Genomic DNA, 20,001 nt, shown 5'->3' with positions numbered 1-20,001 from the left:
ACAAAACTCAAACTAATTTATTCCCCTAAGACAATGCTTAAAGACTTAAACATACAAGAATTTATACTTGAAACCGCAGGTTCGGAACCTGTACCCGGAGGTGGCAGTATCTCTGCTCTGAATGGTGCCATAGCAGGTGCACTCGCTCAGATGGTTGCCAATCTCACCATTGGCAAGAAGCGTTATGTGGATGTAGAAGAGGAGATGAAAGAGTTGGCTGTCAAGGCTGAAGCTCTTCGCCAAGAACTCATCGCAGACATCGACAGAGACAGCGATGCTTACCGCTTGGTATTTGAAGCATTCAAGCTTCCCAAGGAAACAGACGAAGAGAAAGCCTATCGTACCGAACAGATACAGGAGCGTACCAAACTTGCAGCCAATATCCCGATGGCGGTGGCAAGACGTGCATACGAACTGCTAACCCTTGCCGAGACTGTTGTGGCAAAGGGTAACAACAACGCCATTACCGATGGTTGTGTGGCAATGATGTGTGCTCGCACCGCAGTCTTGGGCGCACTCCTCAATGTTCGTATCAACCTCACCTCTATCACCGATCAGGAGTTTGTGCGTACTTTGGCAGAAGAAGCAGATCGCTTGGAAGCCGATGCCATCGCAAGAGAGAAGGTCATCTTCGAGAAAACAAAGGTATCTCTACAATAATAGAGATACAGACAACCCCATTTGTTATGGAAAGAAAGATTATTGTAGGCGGTACAGACCTTACCATCGAGCAGTTGGAGGAGTTCATCCTCTACCCTCATATCGTGGAGTTGGTACCGGAAGCCATTCAGAAGATAGAGCATTGTCGGGAGTATCTCGACCGAAAGGTTGCCACTTCAGACCGTCCGTTGTATGGTATCACTACCGGATTTGGCTCTCTTTGTAACAGAAGCATCTCTTCCGAAGACCTTACCACGCTGCAAGAAAACCTCATCAAGAGCCACGCCTGCAGTACAGGGAAAGAGGTCAAAAAAGAGATCGTCCGCCTGATGATGCTTCTTAAAGCACACGCACTATCCTTCGGGCATAGTGGCGTGCAGCTTTGTACGGTAGAGTGGATCGTGGAGATGCTCAACAAAGACATCACTCCGGTGGTGTTCGACAGAGGTTCTCTCGGAGCATCAGGCGACCTCGCTCCTCTTGCCAACCTCTTCTTGCCGATGATCGGATACGGAGAAGTGTTCTACAAAGGCGCAAGAGTACCGGCGAAAGAAGCACTGGCAGAGGCAGGTATCGCCCTTGTTACGCTCAAAAGTAAGGAAGGACTCGCCCTGCTCAATGGTACGCAGTTCATGTCTTCCCATGGAGTCTATGCCCTCATACAGGCAAAAAAGATTCTCACCATGGCTACCGGTATAGCGGCTCTATCTCTTGAAGGATTCAACGGACTGGATGCTCCTTTCACGGAAGAGCTGCACACCATCCGCAACCATAAGGGACAAGTGGAGATCGCACGCCACATGAGAAAGATTCTCGAAGGCAGCACTCACATCCGTGAGCCGAAACCATACGTGCAAGATCCGTACTCTTTCCGCTGTATTCCTCAAGTACACGGAGCATCATACGATGCCATCGCACACGTTCGCCGTGTTGTGGAAGAGGAGATCAATGGCGTAACGGACAACCCGACCATATTCCCCGATCAGGATATGATCCTTTCGGGAGGCAACTTCCATGGTCAGCCGTTGGCTATCGTATACGACTTCCTTGCTCTTGCACTTGCCGAGCTGGGAAATATCTCCGAACGCCGTGTGGCTCAACTCATCTTCGGTCTGCGCGATCTGCCCGAATTTCTTGTGGCAAAGCCGGGACTCAACTCCGGTTTCATGATTCCGCAATACGCCGCAGCCTCTATGGTGAGTCAGAACAAGATGTACTGCTTCAACGCTGCATCCGACTCCATCGTCAGCTCGAACAATCAAGAAGATCACGTCTCCATGGGTGCCAATGCAGCCACAAAGCTTCTACCGCTCATAGACAACCTCTATCGCATCTTCGGTATAGAGCTTATGAATGCAGCACAAGCCTTTGAGTTCCGCCGTCCGGCTACTACCTCCCCTGTTCTCGAAGCTCTTCTCAAAGAGTTCCGTACCGTAGTACCGAGAGTGGAGGACGACGTTGTGATGTACCAACAGATAGAAGATGCTTATCGCTTCGTTCAGACCTATCCTTTCATCGCAATGTAATTTCACATTCAGATATACCGACTTTCATACTTCAGCGTCCGCATCTTTCAAGATTGCGGACGCTGTTTTTATTATCCGTTTTGCTATCAGAAACTTATCTATTAAAATAGTCTTAACTTCTCTTATTATTTACTACCTTTAGCTCTACATTTTATTACAACGTTATCTTCCCCTTTATATCTCAATATGGATAGAACACACAAACCGAACTCAATCCTTAAACTTGAAAAAAAGTATAGCATCACGCTTGAAAATATGACCGGTCTTGAAGTAAATTATAAGCATAAAAAATACTTTCAGCTGGACACAAATGGAGAGGTTGTAAGGTTATCTTTAATTCGTTCAAATATAGAAGAGTTTGAAAATATAGATTTATTTCCTTTTCTAGAAGACTTGAATCTTTCCTTAAACAATCTTAAAAAGATTGATAAGATAAAAAATCTCTCAAGATTAAAAAATTTAGATCTATCAAATAATCAGCTGTATGAATTTGAGAGTTTCATAAAACTCACAAACTTAAAACGTCTAAATCTGTCAAATAATCAAATATATGAGATTAAAAATTCTAATGGACTTAACAATCTGGAATTACTAAATCTATCAAACAATCAAATCGGTAAGATTCGAGACTTTAAAGAATTAGAAAATTTAGAAATTCTCTACCTCTCAAATAACCGATTAAACAATATTGATAATATTGACGGACTGACAAAATTGCGTTCTCTAGTTCTTTCTCACAATCAAATAGGTAAAATATCTAGACTCAATGAATTGACAAAATTAGAGAACCTAGATCTTTCTTATAATCAAATAGCTAGAATAGAAGGTTTTGATGGACTTATTGAATTAACAATTTTAGATCTTTCCCATAATCAGATAACTAAAATAGAAGGGCTCAATCAATAAAAAAAACTATATACTCTATACCTATCTAACAACCAACTAACTTCAATAGAGAATCTTGAAGACTCTGTAAGCTTAAAATATCTTCACCTCTCTCATAATCAAATAGATAAAATATCTGGACTTAATAGATTGACAAAATTGGAGAGCCTAGATCTTTCTTATAATCAGATTGCTAGAATAGAAGGACTTAATAATCTTCCAAAACTTAATCACATTTCTCTGTCTAACAATCAAATATTTGCAATAAGTGGCCTAAGCAATCTTGTAAGTTTAAATAGTTTATATCTTTCCCAAAATAATATAAATAAAATAGAGGGTCTTAATGAGCTTAAAAAGTTGAAAGACCTTTTTCTAGAAAACAATAATTTGAGCAAAATAGAAGGTCTTAATGAGCTTACAAACTTGAGTAGACTATCTATCTCCAATAATGATTTGAATAAAATTGAAAATCTTGGCAGCCTTAAAAATTTACATGAGTTATCTCTCTCTAATAACCAATTAAGCAAGATAGAAGGTCTTGATGAACTCATCTATATAGATTGTCTATATCTATCAAACAATAAGTTAGAAGAGATTAAAGACCTTAAAAACCTTAACCACTTAAAGTCATTATATCTTTCAAATAATAACATAAAAAACATTATAGAGCTTTTACCTGGCACATTACAACGAATATCAATGCTGCAAATCAATGGGAATCCATTTCTATACGAAGAAGGAATTATTTTAGCTCCATTTACAAATCATAAAAACGATATCCTAAATCTACTTTCTGAGAAAAAAGAAAAAAAAGAGGAATTTGAGTATCCTTACAAAGTAATGTTACTCGGGAATCATGAAGCGGGAAAGAGTACTTTTTTGAGATATTATGATAAGAAATATACATTGAATGGAAGTACTCACATTTTACAGATATTTAAGTCCCAAAAAGAAAGCTTCCCAAAGATAAATTTTTATGACTTTGGAGGGCAAGATTATTACCATGGTATCTATCAAGTATTCTTTTCCAATAATGCTCTAAATATGCTTTTTTGGTGTGATAAGACAGATCGAAACAAAAAAGGAAAAGACAGAGAAGGTATCAATATTTTGAACTTTAACAGAGCCTATTGGCTTTCTCAAATCCAATATGCTTCTCAGAGAAAGGAACTATATCAGTCCAAAGAAGAAGAGGAAGAAGATACTTTTGTGATACAGACTCATGCAGATAATTCCAAACAAAAAACAATAGAGAAAACAGCACCTCAAGTAATAGAGCAGTTTTTTATCTCGTTACCCGATACTAAAGAGTCCGAAAAAGAAGAAAAAAGAAAAAGAAAAGAAAGAAGAAAAGGATACAATAATGCTCTTCGCTACTTGGTGTTTAGACTAAAAAGTGAAATAGAGAAAAAGGATACACAGAAACAGTATCCTGAAAGTCAAATAAAGTTGTATAAGAAAATACAATCTCTTCAAAAAGAAACAGGATATAATTGTAGAGAAATAAGAGAGCTATTTCCTAGTTATAAAGAGAGTAAAGAGAGTCTCTTAAAAGCAAAACTTTACCAACTCTATAGAAAAGGAGAAATCCTATATTATAGAGGGGATAAAGAGCTTGAAAATGTGGTGTGGCTAAATCCGGTAAAAACAGTAGAGCATATCCACTCTATTCTTAGCAAGGATAGTATGAAGCAGATGAAAGGGAGAGTTCCCAAAGCAAATATGAAAGAAGTTTTCGAGAAAGATCCTCTTTTGCTTCGCCTGCTCGAGATTGAAAAAGTGATTTTTCACGATCAAAAGAAAGGAGTATATATTATCCCCGGTTATCTTCCTCTTGCAGAAGAGGAAGAAGCATACAGCTGGCTTACCATTGGGTTCCTTGCTCCGAACTTTACACTTAAGTTTGAAAGTTTTATTCCATTTGGACTTATCAATCAGCTGATCTGCTACTATGGAAGTGGAGAAAATGAGCTAAAAAGATACTGGAGAGACCAACTCATCTTTACTCTAAGAGGGGAATATATGGTTTGGATTGCTTTAGACTTTGAAAAACTTAAGATAGAGGTTTACATCAACCCTCTTCCTAAAGGGAAACAGACAAAAGTTGTTGAAATAGAAGAGGAGATTTTCTTGGATCTCTTCTGCTTCTATTGGGATAAAAGACCTTTACAAAAAGGTATAGAGTCTGAGACCCCAAAATTTTCTCAAAGAGAACGAGAATCTGAAAACAAGACACAAAGAGAATTAGAGATTAGAAATAGAATAAAGCAGGAACTGAAATTAGAGCGTCAGAAAAATCCTATCCCCGATCTTTATATCTCTTGTTATGATCCCAAACTCAAGCCGGAAGGACAACTTTATGTTAAGCTTCAAAAGTTGGATGATCCGGAACAAACCAAGAGCACGATAACTGCATATCCTCTTACACAAGAAGGAGAAATAAATCGGGAAAAGGAGCTAAGAGTATCTACTAAAAGGTATAAACACTTCTCTATAAACCCGGATCTTAGGAGCATCAAACGGATATTTATATCTTACTCTAAAAGTGATATTGATGACCTAAATGAGCTAAATAAGTTTTTGACCGATATGATAAGAGAGGAAAAAATAGAGGTGTACTATGACAAAACTACTACTCCGGGAGATCTTATACATGAAGTGATCAAAGAAAAAATCATAGAAGCAGACTATGTGATAGCCCTTGTGAGCCAGAATTATATCTCAACAGATTATATTAGAGATGTAGAACTTCCTCTTATAAAAGAACATAATAAGCCCCTTATCCCTATCATCATAAAGCCCTGCACATGGACAATGAATGATATATCCAAGCATTATGCTGTACTCAAAGGGGCTGAAATAAGCTTTCCGGATTGGAATAAAGGCAGTAATCCTGATAACTACAATGCTTGCAGAAGTGAGAATTGGAGAAAAGCGGTAGAAGAACTAAACGAAAAGATATTCACCAACAAATACAACTAAAATGGGACGAGAAGAATACAAGAGACAACACTTGGAATTTATTCAAGGAGCAATCAACAGAATGGCAAGCAACTCTTTTCAGATAAAGGGTTTTACCGTTGCGGTAGTAGCCATCTTAGGATCTTTATATACAGCCAACAGGGAGTATTTCTGCATCCTTTCTGCCTTGCTTGCCACCATATTGTTTGCCCTGATAGATGCCTATTATCTACAATTGGAGAGAAAATACAGACAACTATACGATGAAAGCGTAGAGATGATGGATAACGACTCCCTCTCCTTAAAGGAGATCTACAACATGGATGTAAGCGAAATAAAAAAGTCTTACTGCAAAGCTCTGTTTTCCAGAAGCCTTTGCGTGCCTTATCTTCCGATATTGCTCCTTATTCTCATAGGTTGCTTGGCAAGCTGTCATTGTCTGTAAGGAGAGAGCACAAACAGCCATCCGCTTTTTGCCGCTCTCTTTGGTGAAAAAGAGGAGAGCGGATAGCGCAAAATAGAGGGGTTTATCTTGCCGAAACAGAGGGGTAAGATAAGCCTCTTTTGCCGTGAACTTTTATATAAAAATGGAAGTCCAAAAATCGGTAGAAATGAGGTCGGATTTGAAGCGAAATTGGGAAGAGAGTTTGGAGGAAAGCCGGTAAGAGATTTATAATAAGAGAGATACAAAAGAACGCGAATTTGGGAAAAATTTTTTCTCAGTCCGTTTCATGGGGCTTTTTCGCGTTAATAGGTGTGAATTTCAACACCTCTATCTATAAACAAATCCTAATGCAATTTTGCACCCCAAAACAGCTAAAAAGGGGTCGAAAAGTTTAAGATGCTATCTATCAACACTATAAGCAAAATTTCTAAACACGTTAATCGAATCCGGTAAACGTATTAAATGAAATCGGTAAACGTGTTCATTGAAAAATTAAACACGTTAAGCCGAAAGAANTAATCGAATCCGGTAAACGTATTAAATGAAATCGGTAAACGTGTTCATTGAAAAATTAAACACGTTAAGCCGAAAGAATATGCTCGTTTACCGTTTTGGGTGAACCTGTATCAAAAATCGTGTTAATAAAACCGTCCGAATTTAACAGTTCGGTCGTGCTCTGAAAATGACCCCTCCGATCAAAATAGAGAGACCGAAAAAAGTGAGCATTTTTCGGTATGGAATATATAAAAACAGCCCTCCGGAGAGGGCTGTTTGGGGTGTAAAATTTCAGGGTTTATTGTTGCTCTTCCGAAGCAGAATTTCAAGAAGAGATTTTTGCATAGCTTCTCATCCACGGCGCTGCTTTTGAGCTTCGGACTTGCCCCCGTACCTGAGATGTCTTTCTCGTTCGTGCTCTCTGCATTTTATCTCTGAATCTCTCTTCAAAATCTCTTCTAACAAGATAGCTTTGCCCAAAAAGATCCCTTTTTCAAAGGTTGCAAGAAGATTTCAGACGCCGGATGACGGAAGCCATAAACAGCAGAGGCGACACCCGAAGATAGGGATGCCGCCTCTGCTGTCTGTATGTAAGGCTCTGTGAGATTAGAGACCTTTGGCTCTTAGAAGAGCTTTAGAGTCCGGAGCTTCGAGTCCGGTAAGCTCTGTGAACTGCTTTTCCAAATCTTTGGTATTGCCAATAGAGACGATCAAGTCTCTGTACTTTTGTCCCAATTCTCTGCTAAGACCACCGTTTGCCGAGAAGAGGTCTCCGGTATTCACTGCCAACACTTCCGACCAGAGGTAAGAGTAGTATCCTGCTGCATATCCGCCGCCAAAGACATGACGGAAGTAGAGTGAGTGATAGCGTGGAGGCACTTGCTTGTTGTAGAGCTTAAGATTTGACAAGATCTCATCTTCTTTCTCCTTGATAGAGGTTATCTTTTCGGCACTTTCCGATGAAAGGATATGCCATCCCATGTCTACCAACACGGCACTCATGTTCTCTCCGAGAGAGTATGCGGAGTGGAAGTTTTCGGATTCTCTCACTTTCTTCTTAAGTTCGGCAGGCATCGGCTCACCGGTAGCGTAGTGTTTCGCAAAGTTGTCGAAGACAGCGTCCACGGTGATGAAGTATTCGTTGAACTGAGAAGGGTATTCCACGAAGTCTCTGCTCACGGCTGTTCCGGAAAGGGTATTGTATTTACAGTTAGAGAGCATACCGTGTATGGCGTGTCCGAACTCGTGGAACATGGTTTCTACATCGTCTATGGAGAGAAGAGCAGGCTGTCCTTCGGCTGGTTTTGCATAGTTGCAAACATTGTAGATGATAGGCAGCTGACCGAAGTATGAACTCTGTTTTGCGAAAGCGTCCATCCATGCACCGCCTCTCTTAGAGTCTCTGCGGAAGAAGTCTGTATAGAATATCGCAAGGAGAGTACCGTCTGCATCCTTCACGTTGTACACCTTTACATCGGGATGATAAACCGGAAGGTCGTTGCGCTCTTCAAATGTAATGCCGAAGATTGCGTTTGCAGCGTAGAAAACACCATTGTTCAACACGTTGTTAAGCTCGAAATACTGCATCACTTCAGCCTCATCGAAGGCAAACTTTTCTCTCTTCATCTTGGCAGAGAAGTAGAATCTGTCGTAGGGTTCAAGAGAGAAGTCGGCACCCTCGGTCTTACGAGCGTAGGCTTCGATCTCGGCGGTCTCTGCGTTGATCTTAGGGATGTAAGGAATGATAAGGTCTTGGAAGAATGTGTAGACGTTTTGAGGCTCTTTTGCCATAGCGTCCTGCAATCTCCAGTCTGCAAATGTTCTGAAGCCTAAAAGCTCTGCTTTCTTGGCACGAAGACGGATGATCTCAAGGGCGATAGGCTCTGTGTTGAAGCCGCTATCGGGAGATGTTCTGGAGACAGAGGCTTCAAACAGTTTTCTGCGCACCTCTCTGTTGTCCAACGAAGCGAGAAGAGGTTGTTGTGTAGTATTGGAAACCACGAGGAAATATTTCTCTTTTCCTCCTGCTGCTTGTGCATCCGCTTCGGCTTGCTTGAGTTGGGCATCGGAAAGACCCGACAGCTCTTCTGCTGTGGCAACCCATACACCTGCGGCGTTGGTACCTTTCGTTACTTTCGACTCGAACTCTTGTTGGAGCGATGCAAGGCGGGTGTTGATCTTTTCCAACTCTGCCTTCTTGTCTGCTTCAAGGGCTGCACCTTCGCGCACGAAGCCGTCGTAGATCTCTTTCAGGAGCTTCTTGTCTTCTCCCTCCAAAGTTTCGTAAGAGTTTTCATACACGACACGGATGCGCTCGAAAAGCTTGTCGTTGAGGCTGATAAAGTTTTGATGCTCTGCAAGAAGAGGAGTTACCTCCTGCTCTATTGCCAAAATGCTGTCCGAGCTGTTGGCGTTGGCAAGAGCGAAGAAGACGTTGGATGTGCGGCGCAGTACCGCTCCGGAACGCTCGTATGCAAGGATGGTGTTCTCGAAAGAGGGAGCTTCGCTGCTGTTGACGATGCTTTCGATCTCCTCTCTCTGCTGTTCCATACCTGCCTTGAATGCAGGCATATAGTGGCGGTTGTAGATTTTGTCAAACTCCGGAGCACCCTGTTCCAATGTGCTTCCGGCTACAAGAGGATTATCTTTCACGGATTCCGATTGTTTCTTTTCGCAGGCAGTGGCAAGAACCACCAGTGCTGCAAGGCTGAGTAATAATTTTTTCATACTGAAAGTTGAGTTTGTATTATCCGTCCGAAGATAGCTATTTTTTTGGGTGTAAAGAAATATAACTTTACGGAAAGAAGATGAAAAACAAAAGAGCCGAAGCAAAATGCTCCGGCTCTTCCCATCAACCTACGAATGCTCTATTCTAACGCTTTAGGGTTTACATCATTGCCATGAGAAAGATTTTCTATGCGATTGTCAGAAAGAGCCGTCGGGCTGTTATCTTGGACGACCTCCGCCGTAGCCGTAGCCACCATAGCCGCCGTATCGTCTGCCTGTTCTCTGAGTATCGGCATTGGAAGAGCTGCCTCCGCCAAAGAAATTGAAGTTATACTTGAATGTAACCATCGCATAGGTGGTTACCGTTGCCACATAGCTGTCTGTGATATTCCTCGCAGTCTGGGTGAACGAATATGCGGTGCGCTGTCCGAGTATATCGAACCAAGACAACTCGACCGTTGCGGCATTGTTCTTCAAGAAACTTTTTGAAAGTCTCGCATTGAGAAGATGGTAGTTGCCGTTGAGAGCTTCGTTGAACCCTGTCCGGTTGGTAAAGTTATAGTCGGCAGTCAGCATCATGTTCCATGGCAGAGAGAGGCTCACATCGCCATGAAGCTGCACGATTCTTGTGTCTCTATCGAGCTGCGAAGAGATATTGTTTCGGGTCGTATTCCAGTTGGCACGGCTGCCGAGCGATATGGATAGAGGCTCTTTATTCCATCGGAAAGAGAGCGATGCGCTTGGACGCTGCGAAGTGGTCTCGCCGAGCACTCCGTTGATATAGCCCTGATTGGAAGAAGCACCATACCCGGCACCCAAATCCAATGTAAGAGGCATCTTCCCTATCCCTTGAGAATATCTGAGGTTGGCATTGAGACCGTAGTCTCCATCCGCATTGACGTAAGTGGACTCCCGCGCTCCCGTCGCAGGATCAATGGTGCTCTTGCTCACGATGCTGCGTTGGTTATAATTTCCGAAAGTATGAAAGTTGACAAACGACCTCGTTTTGTTGTTGCTGAAAGAGAATCCGCCATACAGGTCATGCGAAAAGCTCGGCAGAAGATCCGGATTACCGATCACTTTGTTGAGAGGATCGCGAAGGTCGGCAATAGGCATCAGCTGGTTCATGGAGGGCTGATAGGTGTTTCCCCGATACTCGAAGAAGAGACGGTTGCTGCGCTCCTTGCTGTACTCCACTCTTAGCGTCGGAGAGTAGTCCCAGACAAATCGTGTTCGAGAATCCGATGTCCCGTTTCCGAGACCGTATCTGCTCTCCGTGCTTGTCGGTATCCAGGAGAAGCCGAGCTGTGTATTGAGGCCTTTTCCGGTATTGTACCGAAGATTAAAGCCAAAGTTGTTAGAGATCATGCTGTACTCGGTATTCTTCGAGTAAAGAGGGTCTTGTACCGTGTATCCTCCCTGCGCATCTTTGTTGTACGCCTGTCTGTCGCTGCCGGAGAAAGATAGTGAGGGATTGTATTCCAGCTGGAGATAAAATCTTTTCGCAAGAGGTTCGACCCAAGATGTACGAAAGCGCGCACTGACACCGCTATTGGCTTGGATGATGTTCTGATCGAGATTGATCTCGTTTCCAGCCTGGTTATAAAAGAGGGTCTTTGATATGACATTGCTGTTCTCGGAGCCGTTGCTGTAGTTCAGCATACCTCCCACGAGAATATTCCGTCCGTTGTTGTTGAGTCTTCTTGCCGCATGGAAGCCTATATTCGCACGCAGGTTGTCCGACTCCGATACCTCCGTCCGCTCTCCATCGTTGATCTTCGTGCCATCCGGGAGGAACGTGTTGTGCTTCTGCGAGAAGTCGCGCATGTTGGAGGAGTACCTCACAGCCGGACGCACGTAGATGGTCGTGAGAGTATCCGGATGCCATTCCATGCGAGTGTTGGCACGGAAAGTGCGATCGCCGGAGAGATTGTCGAAGTGCTGATTGTTCTGCTGGGATTTGTTGTTTCCGCCCAAAAGTTCGGTGTTGAGGTTGTAGCCGGTTCTGCGATTTCGGTTATCGTCATAAGAGATGTCGGTAACAAAGCTCAGCTTTTTGCTGATGTTCTGATCCAGATTAAGTCCGAAAGAGTGTTCCGTAGGCATTCCGTTCATGTTGCCACCCTTGGGCAGATTGTTGGAGTTACCGAGAAATGTTAACCTTGTCTTATCCATAAAGGCGTTGATCATCGCATTTGCCTCATATCTGTTCTCCGTGCCGTATCCGCCGGAGAGGTTTCCCATCAATCCTTTCTTTCTCTCTTTTTTGACGACAAGGTTGATGATCTTCTTGTTCTCCCCGTCGCTCATTCCGGTCAGACGGCTCTCGTCGCTCTTTTTGTCCACCACTTGGAGCTTGTCTATCATATCCGAAAGCAGATTTTTGGTTCCCATCGTGATGTTGTCGGTAAAGAAATCCCTGCCGTCCAGCTGGAGACCCTCGATGCTCTCGCCGTTGTACTTGATGGCTCCGTCGTCCGAGACCTCCATGCCCGGGAGCTTCTTGATCAGCTCCTCGACGCTGGCACCGTCGCGCACCTTAAAGGAAGAAGCGTTGAACTCGGTCGTATCTTTCTTCACCGTAACCGGTGCGAGATACTTCGTTACCACCACATCGGTGAGGTTCTGCGTCTCTTCCACGATAAATATCTTCCCGAAGTCCAGCTTGTACCTGTCCCCCGCAACCGTGATGATGCTGTCTTTCGTCTGAAAACCCATATAGGTAACCCGGAAGACATACTTCCCTTCCGAGACATCGCCTATCGTTATGTTCCCTTGCGTGTTTGCGGCATTGCCCTTATAGAAAGAGCTGTCTTTGGCATGCAGCAGACGCGCCGAAGCTCCCGAAGCCAAGCGTCCGCTCTCCTTCTCTACGATGGTTGCCTGAATGGTGTACTGCTTCTTGCCCTGGGCATGAAGCGTGCCGGGCACAGCCGCCCAACCTGAAAATAAAGTGATAAATAGAGCAAGGAGACAGATCCGTCGACCCTTGCTTTCCTGTTTTGAAGACATAATCGTGTATGTTTTTTACTGTTTTTCCTCTATTGGATGCCTATTCCCCGATGCAGGTTTAACGGCGGTAACGATTTTTCTCTCCAAACATCCCCAAAAAAGGTCGCTCGGAAATACCGGGGAGAACCTCATAAAAATCACTCCTCAAGCAACCCTCCTAAACTTTCGTGCGCATGGAAGAAAATTTTCGTGCGCACAAAAAAATATTTCCATGCGGACGAAAAAATATTTACACACGTACAGAAAAAAAATTGCGCACGTACAGAAAAAAAATTGTGTACGTACAAAAAAAAATTTTTGTACGTACAAAAAAAAATTTTCGTACGTACGAAAAAATATTTTCGTACGTACGAAAATTCGGCTGCTTTCGAGAGGAAGTTTTCAATCACGCTTTACGGATTGAAAACCAGCAGATTAAAACCTCAAACTAATACCCAGACGAACTGCCGCCCGACGAACCCCCGTATAGTCCAAAACCAAAAGATTATCCACGGCAAAAATGGTCTGAAATCCGTCTCCCAAAATAACGGCTCCACCGAGACTGAAAGGGGTGCTTTTCATGGAGCTGACACTTGCCGCCATCGTAAAGAATCGTGCCGGACGGTAAGAGGAGCTGAGTGCCGCCTCGTAGTGGAAAAGTCCGCTCACCCATGCCCCACCGACAAGAGCCTTTATCTTGACAGGATCTGTCGGAGTGTATTCTGCCGTGGCACCGAGACGGGTGTATAGAGAAGAAAAGTAGGAACGTTCTGCATCACGAGCCGTGACGGCAGACTCCAGCTGTCGGATGAGAGCATCCAACGAAGGATCTTTGCCCTGATTTTTATTGATGAGAGCGTTGGAAAAATCAACGCCCTTGAACTCAAGAGCTTTATCCCCGGAGAGATCCAGCTCTACCGATTTCAGATTCTTGCCATTCCAGCGGATGAAGCCGAGATCGGTTATCGAAAGACCGAAAGACCAGTGTCTGTCGAGACGATACTCCGCACCCAGATCCATCCCCAGACCATAGTTGGAGAAAGATTTATCGTGCAGCATATCTCTGCCGAGCGCACCCAGGTCCACGTCCCCTTCCGAATTTACCCGAAGTTTCTTGGGGCTGTTTACCACATAATGCTGTGTGCCGCTCAACGCCAGAGTACGCCCCTGCTCGTCTGTGCGAAAAACAAAATCTCCGCCGTCCGAAAAAGCTCCCGATGCCATCGTGAGCAGCTTGAGCCGCCCCCCGATGCGGAGATTGCGCTGCTTCAATATCCTGTCGTTGGCATACCCGATAGCCAACTGCACATAGCGTCTGTGTGCCATCGGAATATGCCCAAGGGAATGATCCCGACCCATATAGTGAGCATTGCCATTGGCGACAAAGTCCGCCAACGAAGCAGGAAGAGCCGTTGCCACATCCGCACGGATGCCGAGCTGAATGGAGTAGAATCCGCTGCCGAACTTCTCTCCATAGGTGAAGAGATCGGTATTCGCCATCGCCAGAAAAGGCTGACCGGCTGCACTCCTAAGTGCCCGATCCAATATCAGATAAGTCCCCTTCTCATCTTTATGCAGAACACTGCTCGGAGCCACCGGCAGACGAAGGTCTAAGCTGACCTGAGAAATGAAAGGCAACCCCACAATCACTCTGTCGTGATCAGGGATATAAGAAGGATTTTGAGAAATCCGCGCAAAGTCCGCATCGGTGGTCAGCAGTGTGTGATCCGGCTGTTGCGCCTTTGCCGAAACGGCACAGATGAAAAGAAGAGCAACGAGAGAAAGTGTCCTATATATATATGTATTCATGAGTGAATGGCTGTGAGGTTAAAACTTGTGGTTGATTCCGGCAGAAATATGCAGTGCCATGCTTTGAGAAGGACGCAGCTGAACAGTCTCCTCAGACAGTGTGCGGATATAGCCTTGCACCTTTACTTTTGTCGCATTCCGGATAAGACGGCTCTGCTCTGCGGTCAGCTCCGCAACTATACGGCTGTCGGCAAAACTCTTTCCGTCCGTGCTTCCGGTTATACCTCCGGAAACTGTAACCATTGCGCCCGGTATCTCTTTTCCTTTGGCATCCAAAAAAATGAACTTTTCGCAGACAATCTCGAAAGGAATGTTGCTCCGCCCTACGATGCACAGGCTGATGGTCTCATACAACCCGTCGAAACGTTTGAGTTCTTCCAAAGAAGAGAGAGGAAGCGTTACTTTCACGGGAAATTTCTCTACGCGAAGATCGAGAGGCTGTTCGAGGCGGTATCCTCCGGCAAGGCTTAGCTGCGAGTTGAAAGCAATCTTTCCTCTCGTCGGGACAATCACCTTGCAATCTATCTCCATGCCGGACTTATCCAAAGCCGAAAGGAATGCTTCCAAGGCGTCTCCGTCATATCTTATAGTATGGACATCCTCCTGTCTCAGACTCTTTATGTCAAAAACTTTTATCGGCGGGATATAGAGAGGAATAGAGCTTGATTTCTTGAGAGATTTCAGCTTGGCACCAACAGACATACCCATATCCACGCCCTTGGTTTTCAGCGTAAGATCAAACTTCGTGCCCTTTAACCACAGAGCTTGAGCACGACTCCACTCATCGAAATTCCACTTGGTGGTATTCGTCCGAAAAATTATTTCCGTAGGATCTACAACGCCTTTGAACTCCTTTATGTTTGCTTTCAATATCTCGATTTTTATCTCTATCGCTTCTCCTTTCTTCAAAACAACATCTCCAGGACTGTTTTCGGGGATGATGGAAAACTCATAACCCATGTTGATGGTATTACCATTGCCCGGCAAAAGATTCACTCCCGGCAAACGGAACGTGGCTTCCAACTCTTTATCTTTCCCGTTGGAGCTCAAATACAAACGGATGGGCTCTCCCTGTTCATCGGTTGCATTGACCAGTCCAAGGATGAACGTTGCTTTCATGGGAACGTTCGAGAGCTTCACACGAATATCTCCTTCCAAAACGATCCTCTCGGAAGATTTTATCTTGTCCGATAGTGAGAATGTAAATCGACCAAGCTCCAGAGGAAAGATTTCACCGATTTTATTCAGATCATTTCCGGGTATCACCATATCTTCAGAGTACCCGGCAGAAGGCGCTACAAACGTAAATTCAGCATCCTCTACCTGTTGGGCGGTAAAAGAGCCGAGATCCCACCGGAAAGCGTTCGGATCTTCCAACTTGATCAACAACCTGTCCTGCTCTCGGTCTATCTTCAAGGCTCCGTTTCCCAACTTATGCCCTAAGAGCACTTCTCCTATACCGACATCGGCATATCCCAAAGGAAGTACCCAATCTCCTTTCTCTTCCATCCGGATTTCCGGCTTCCGAGAAAAAAGATCGGCATCTCCGCAAGACTGGAAAGAGATTGACATCAATAAGCCGCAGAGAAGGGCTACTAAATCTTTTCTTATCATATCTGTTACTCTATTGTATATTCCTCATTCTATGTACACAAAGGTAGTTATTTTATAAACTTCACATCTCATTTGTGCCTTTGACTTGAGGTAAAATCAATATTCGGAGTTTTAATAGAAGAAGAAAAAGAATAGATACCAATTCGGACGGCATTATTGGATGCTGTTTTATGCTGTTATTTTAACTCAATGTTTTATCTTTGTGGAAGAAACAGAATAAATCATAAAAGAAGCTACAACGCCTTATGAGCAATAGAGGCAGGTATCGGGGTAGAATACTTTGGGGCTTTTTAGCCCTGTTCTGTTGCGGACTATGCTTGCAAGCGGGGGCTCAGATCGTCTCCAAACGCCCTCGCATAAGTATGCAACAGATGGGTGTGAGCATACTGCAACAAGGGCAGATCCCGACTCTTGAACTTGCTCCTCTGAATGTAGATTCCATGCTTATCGTCTCGCAAAAGAGAGCAAAAGACCTTAGAGGAGCAGAGCTGTTTGCTCATAAAAGACCGGTAAGCGTAAATCTTCTCCAAGACGGACATAGACAAAAAGCCTCTGATGGACGAACATTGATAAGATATGCCGTAAAGGTTCCCAACGCCAAGGGACTCAACTTTTTCTTTGACAGATTTTTTCTTCCGGAAGACAGCTACATCACCATCTATTCTCTGGACAATTCGGAAACATTCATAGGACCCTTCGGAAATGAAAACAACTCGGAAAGCAAGGCTCTTCCCACCATGTCGATCGAAGGAAGTGGTGTCCTCATCGAATTGGATCTCCCCTCTTCTTCAGGAGAGAAAGCAGAACTGCATCTTGGAGAGGTGAATGCCGAGTTCCGTGCTCAACCTCGCGAATCCAATCCCAAAGCATTGCCATGTACTCCTAATGTTGTCTGCCTGCCTCAGTATAGCAGAGAGAGCAAAGCTGTGGTCAGTCTTATCGTCAACGGAACGGTAAGAGGATCCGGCGTCATGATCAACAACACAGCAGAAGATGGGCGTCCCATCTTAGCCACAGCATCTCACGTTTTGCTGAGATCGTTCTTCGATATAGACAAGGATTATGATCATCTTGCAAAGACAGTCGTGGCATACTTCTCTCATCAAACGACCGACTGTGAAGGGCTTATAGCTCCTCCGGTACAGCAATCCATTGCAGGAACAAGACTCCTCACGATTTATGAACCGGGAGACATGTGTCTGCTGGAGCTGAACCAGAAGCCTCCCATAGAATATAACGCCTACCTTGGAGGGTGGAACAAGACTGTCTCCAATCCGGATGGTCCTTTTGTCTGTGTGCATCACCCCAACGGGATGCCCAAACGTTTGTGCATGACCACAAAGCAGGTTCTGAAAGGTTGGCCTCCGAGCTTGAGCTATCCTTATCCCATAGAGCCAAATCTCTATTATTGGTGGGTAAAAAAATGGGATCTTGGAGTAACAATGCCGGGGTCTTCAGGTTCGCCTCTCTACGATGCGGAAGGTTATATGATCGGATTCCTTACAGCCGGAGCATCCGAATGCGACTCTCCTTTCAACGATGTATACACAGGTATCGGATTCAACTGGGATAGCAGAAAGAAGCCAACTATGCCAACAATGGGACAAATACTTGACCCGACAGGCTCCGGCATGGGAAAGATAGCAGGAAGACCATTGTACAAAGAAGCAAAGGAGGTAAACACATGGTCTAATGTGATGGATAACTACAAGGCTGATATTCTCAAGTCGCTCTCCCTATATACCAATAAGATAAATCCTCTTCCCAAGACAGTGGCAGAACGTTTTCGCGTTCCTGCTTCGGCATCCCCCATCACACTGCATGGGATGACTACAACGCTTCACATTCCTGTATCCTTAAATAAGGTTCCTCCAGTAGCTGTTCCGTACACGATTTATCGCCGCATGCCTTCGGGAGATGTCGAAAAGATTTTATCCGGAGACGTTCGCTTGGATGATGTGGTTAGCAGCAATAAACAAGCGATCCACACAACTGAAGATGTGGTGGCTCGTGGAAGTGTCGAGGTGTTCAGTAGCTTTACAGAGCCTATCACCTTGTCTTCCGGGAATGAAATACTTGTGGCTTACCAGGTGGATGCGATGCAGTCTGGCATCACTCTGCTTACAGCTCCGATCCGTGGCAGGGAGAATTATCTGTGGACTTCCTCCGATGCTGCATCATGGACAGAATGGCCGGAAGCATTTAGAGGCATATCGCTCTGCACAAGACTTTCCTATACCGGAGAAAAACTGGACTATGAGGATCTGCCTCTTGATGCAAAAGACTACTTTAGATTGCGCTACACGGGAGGAGATCTCCTTGTACAATTCAAAGAGAATCCATCCGGAGAGATGTTTAGCAAACACACCATAACTCTTTATACCCTTTTGGGGCAGAGAATGATACAGAGCGAATCTCAATCTCAAAGCGTTACGCTGAATGTTGGATCATTTCCTCCGGGCATTTATATCATTCACGTAACGGACGATAAAGGCAACAAACACTCGAAAAAGATCCTTTTAGATCCGAAATAGAATAAGACATCCCAATATTCCTACCTCATATACACCCCAAGATGAAACGTTCTCTACACACAACATTCAGTAGCAAGCTATTTCTTCTCTCTCTGCTTGCCTTGTTTATTACCTCTTGTACTTCCAACAAAAAGAGCATTATCGATGGTCATGTTAGAGGGGCTGAAGGTAAAACCATCTACTTGGAGCAGAGAAAGCTATCTGGTGTAGAGGTTTTGGATTCTGTCAAACTCCACGCTAATGGTTCTTTCAAATTCACCGAAGAACTTGGAGAACTTCCCGAGTTTTACAGGCTAAGAGTGGAAAATCAAGTCATTACTTTGGCAATAGATACGATATCACACATCAGAGTAGAAACGGATTACTCCAGCTTTGCCACCGGATACACTGTGGAGGGATCTGCCACATCGGAAAAAGTAAAAGAGATATTCCTTGCTCAACTGGATGCCAATGTAGGTATATCAAAGGACTTGGCAGAATATGTGGACGGACACATGCCGGACTCTGTATTCCAATCCAAACAGAAGCAACACATAGAGCAGTACAAAGAGGTAGCTATCAAATACATCTATGAAGACCCTGCATCTTTGGCAGCGTACTATGCGCTGTTCCAAGAGTTGGGTGGTTACCTCATCTTCAACATCTATGAAGAGGCAGACTCAAAGCTGTTTGCCATTGTCGCTACGGCTTTCGATGCCGAATATCCGGACGCTGAACGCTCTAAGCATCTGCACAAACTGGCTCTGCAATCTATTGCTGCAGTTCGCAGTCAAAAGAACCAGCAACAATTACAAAAAAGCTTTGAGAACAGTGCCGCAGTTGTAGGCTATCTGGAAGTAAGTCTTCCGAATGCCAAGGGAGACACCATCTCTCTTTCTTCTGTTGTAGGAACAGGGGAGATCACTCTTCTTTCTTTTACTGCCATGGGCGCAGAATGGTCTGCGGCATACTGTGAGAGTATTGATCTTTTATACCAAAACTATCATAACAAAGGGCTTCGCATTTACCAAGTCGGTCTTGAAAGAGATGGACACATTTGGTACAGCACCATTCAGAACTATCCTTGGGTAAATGTACAAGATACGGATGGTGTCTTCTCCAAATATATCGGTCTCTACAATCTGAACACGTTGCCGACAATGTTCTTAATCAAAGACGGAGAACTCAAGGCAAGATTCACGGACTTTAACGAGGTACTCGCTACGCTCAACAAGTGGCTCTAACATAAAAACCAAAAGAAATCTTTCTGCCGTATAGTGTCTTAGAGACAGAAAGAACAATCACATAGCTTTCTAAAATCCGCACCTGACCGATTCACTGATGGGATGAATCTATCTTGCTATGAACGAGCGCG

The 20,001-nt window shown here is 44.2% G+C and carries 11 protein-coding genes and 1 pseudogene; 8 read left to right on the top strand and 4 right to left on the bottom strand.

Features of this window, described 5'->3' with window-relative positions; all coding sequences use genetic code 11:
- The first annotated feature begins 33 nt into the window (after positions 1-33).
- The 6 genes and pseudogenes from HQ29_RS03640 (at position 34) to HQ29_RS03625 (ending at position 6,477) form a co-directional block, all read left to right on the top strand.
- On the top strand, positions 34-660 hold the full coding sequence (locus HQ29_RS03640; protein ID WP_036848096.1) for a cyclodeaminase/cyclohydrolase family protein: 627 nt from the start codon (positions 34-36) through the stop codon (positions 658-660).
- A gap of 26 nt (positions 661-686) precedes the next feature.
- The gene (gene hutH / locus HQ29_RS03635; RefSeq protein ID WP_036867611.1) at positions 687-2,186 is read left to right on the top strand and encodes a histidine ammonia-lyase; all 1,500 of its coding nucleotides are present in this window, start codon (positions 687-689) and stop codon (positions 2,184-2,186) included.
- Positions 2,187-2,372: 186 nt separating this feature from the next.
- On the top strand, positions 2,373-3,092 hold the full coding sequence (locus HQ29_RS09855; protein ID WP_052089772.1) for a leucine-rich repeat domain-containing protein: 720 nt from the start codon (positions 2,373-2,375) through the stop codon (positions 3,090-3,092).
- A 15-nt stretch (positions 3,093-3,107) separates the two neighbouring features.
- Positions 3,108-3,602 (top strand): annotated as a pseudogene (locus HQ29_RS10660) (leucine-rich repeat domain-containing protein); the annotation flags it as partial.
- Positions 3,603-3,770: 168 nt separating this feature from the next.
- Positions 3,771-6,053: a TIR domain-containing protein gene (locus tag HQ29_RS09850; protein ID WP_316930805.1), complete on the top strand. Its 2,283-nt coding sequence runs from the start codon at positions 3,771-3,773 to the stop codon at positions 6,051-6,053.
- A gap of 1 nt (position 6,054) precedes the next feature.
- Positions 6,055-6,477: a hypothetical protein gene (locus tag HQ29_RS03625; RefSeq protein WP_036791224.1), complete on the top strand. Its 423-nt coding sequence runs from the start codon at positions 6,055-6,057 to the stop codon at positions 6,475-6,477.
- A 1,101-nt stretch (positions 6,478-7,578) separates the two neighbouring features.
- Here the strand turns inward: HQ29_RS03625 and HQ29_RS03615 are convergent.
- From HQ29_RS03615 to HQ29_RS03600, 4 genes are all read right to left on the bottom strand, one after another.
- A complete protein-coding gene (locus HQ29_RS03615) occupies positions 7,579-9,699 on the bottom strand; it encodes a M3 family metallopeptidase (RefSeq protein ID WP_036848104.1) in 2,121 nt (706 codons plus the stop codon).
- Positions 9,700-9,918: 219 nt separating this feature from the next.
- Positions 9,919-12,711, bottom strand: a complete 2,793-nt coding sequence (locus HQ29_RS03610; protein WP_036867607.1) for an outer membrane beta-barrel protein — start codon at positions 12,709-12,711, stop codon at positions 9,919-9,921.
- A 414-nt stretch (positions 12,712-13,125) separates the two neighbouring features.
- Positions 13,126-14,499: a DUF5723 family protein gene (locus HQ29_RS03605; protein WP_036867605.1), complete on the bottom strand. Its 1,374-nt coding sequence runs from the start codon at positions 14,497-14,499 to the stop codon at positions 13,126-13,128.
- An 18-nt stretch (positions 14,500-14,517) separates the two neighbouring features.
- Positions 14,518-16,113, bottom strand: coding sequence for a hypothetical protein (locus tag HQ29_RS03600; RefSeq protein WP_152566480.1), 1,596 nt, complete (start codon positions 16,111-16,113; stop codon positions 14,518-14,520).
- Between the two features lie 245 nt (positions 16,114-16,358).
- On the opposite strand from HQ29_RS03600, the gene HQ29_RS03595 reads away from it, so the two are divergent.
- Together HQ29_RS03595 and HQ29_RS03590 are read left to right on the top strand one after the other, a co-directional pair.
- A complete protein-coding gene (locus HQ29_RS03595) occupies positions 16,359-18,647 on the top strand; it encodes a T9SS type A sorting domain-containing protein (RefSeq protein ID WP_036867601.1) in 2,289 nt (762 codons plus the stop codon).
- Positions 18,648-18,688: 41 nt separating this feature from the next.
- A complete protein-coding gene (locus tag HQ29_RS03590; protein ID WP_036867599.1) occupies positions 18,689-19,870 on the top strand; it encodes a DUF4369 domain-containing protein in 1,182 nt (393 codons plus the stop codon).
- The last annotated feature ends 131 nt before the right edge of the window (positions 19,871-20,001 follow it).

It is taken from the genome of Porphyromonas canoris, from assembly GCF_000765975.1.
Taxonomy (GTDB): Bacteria; Bacteroidota; Bacteroidia; order Bacteroidales; family Porphyromonadaceae; genus Porphyromonas_A; species Porphyromonas_A canoris.
This window is presented reverse-complemented; position numbering and strand designations above follow the sequence as displayed.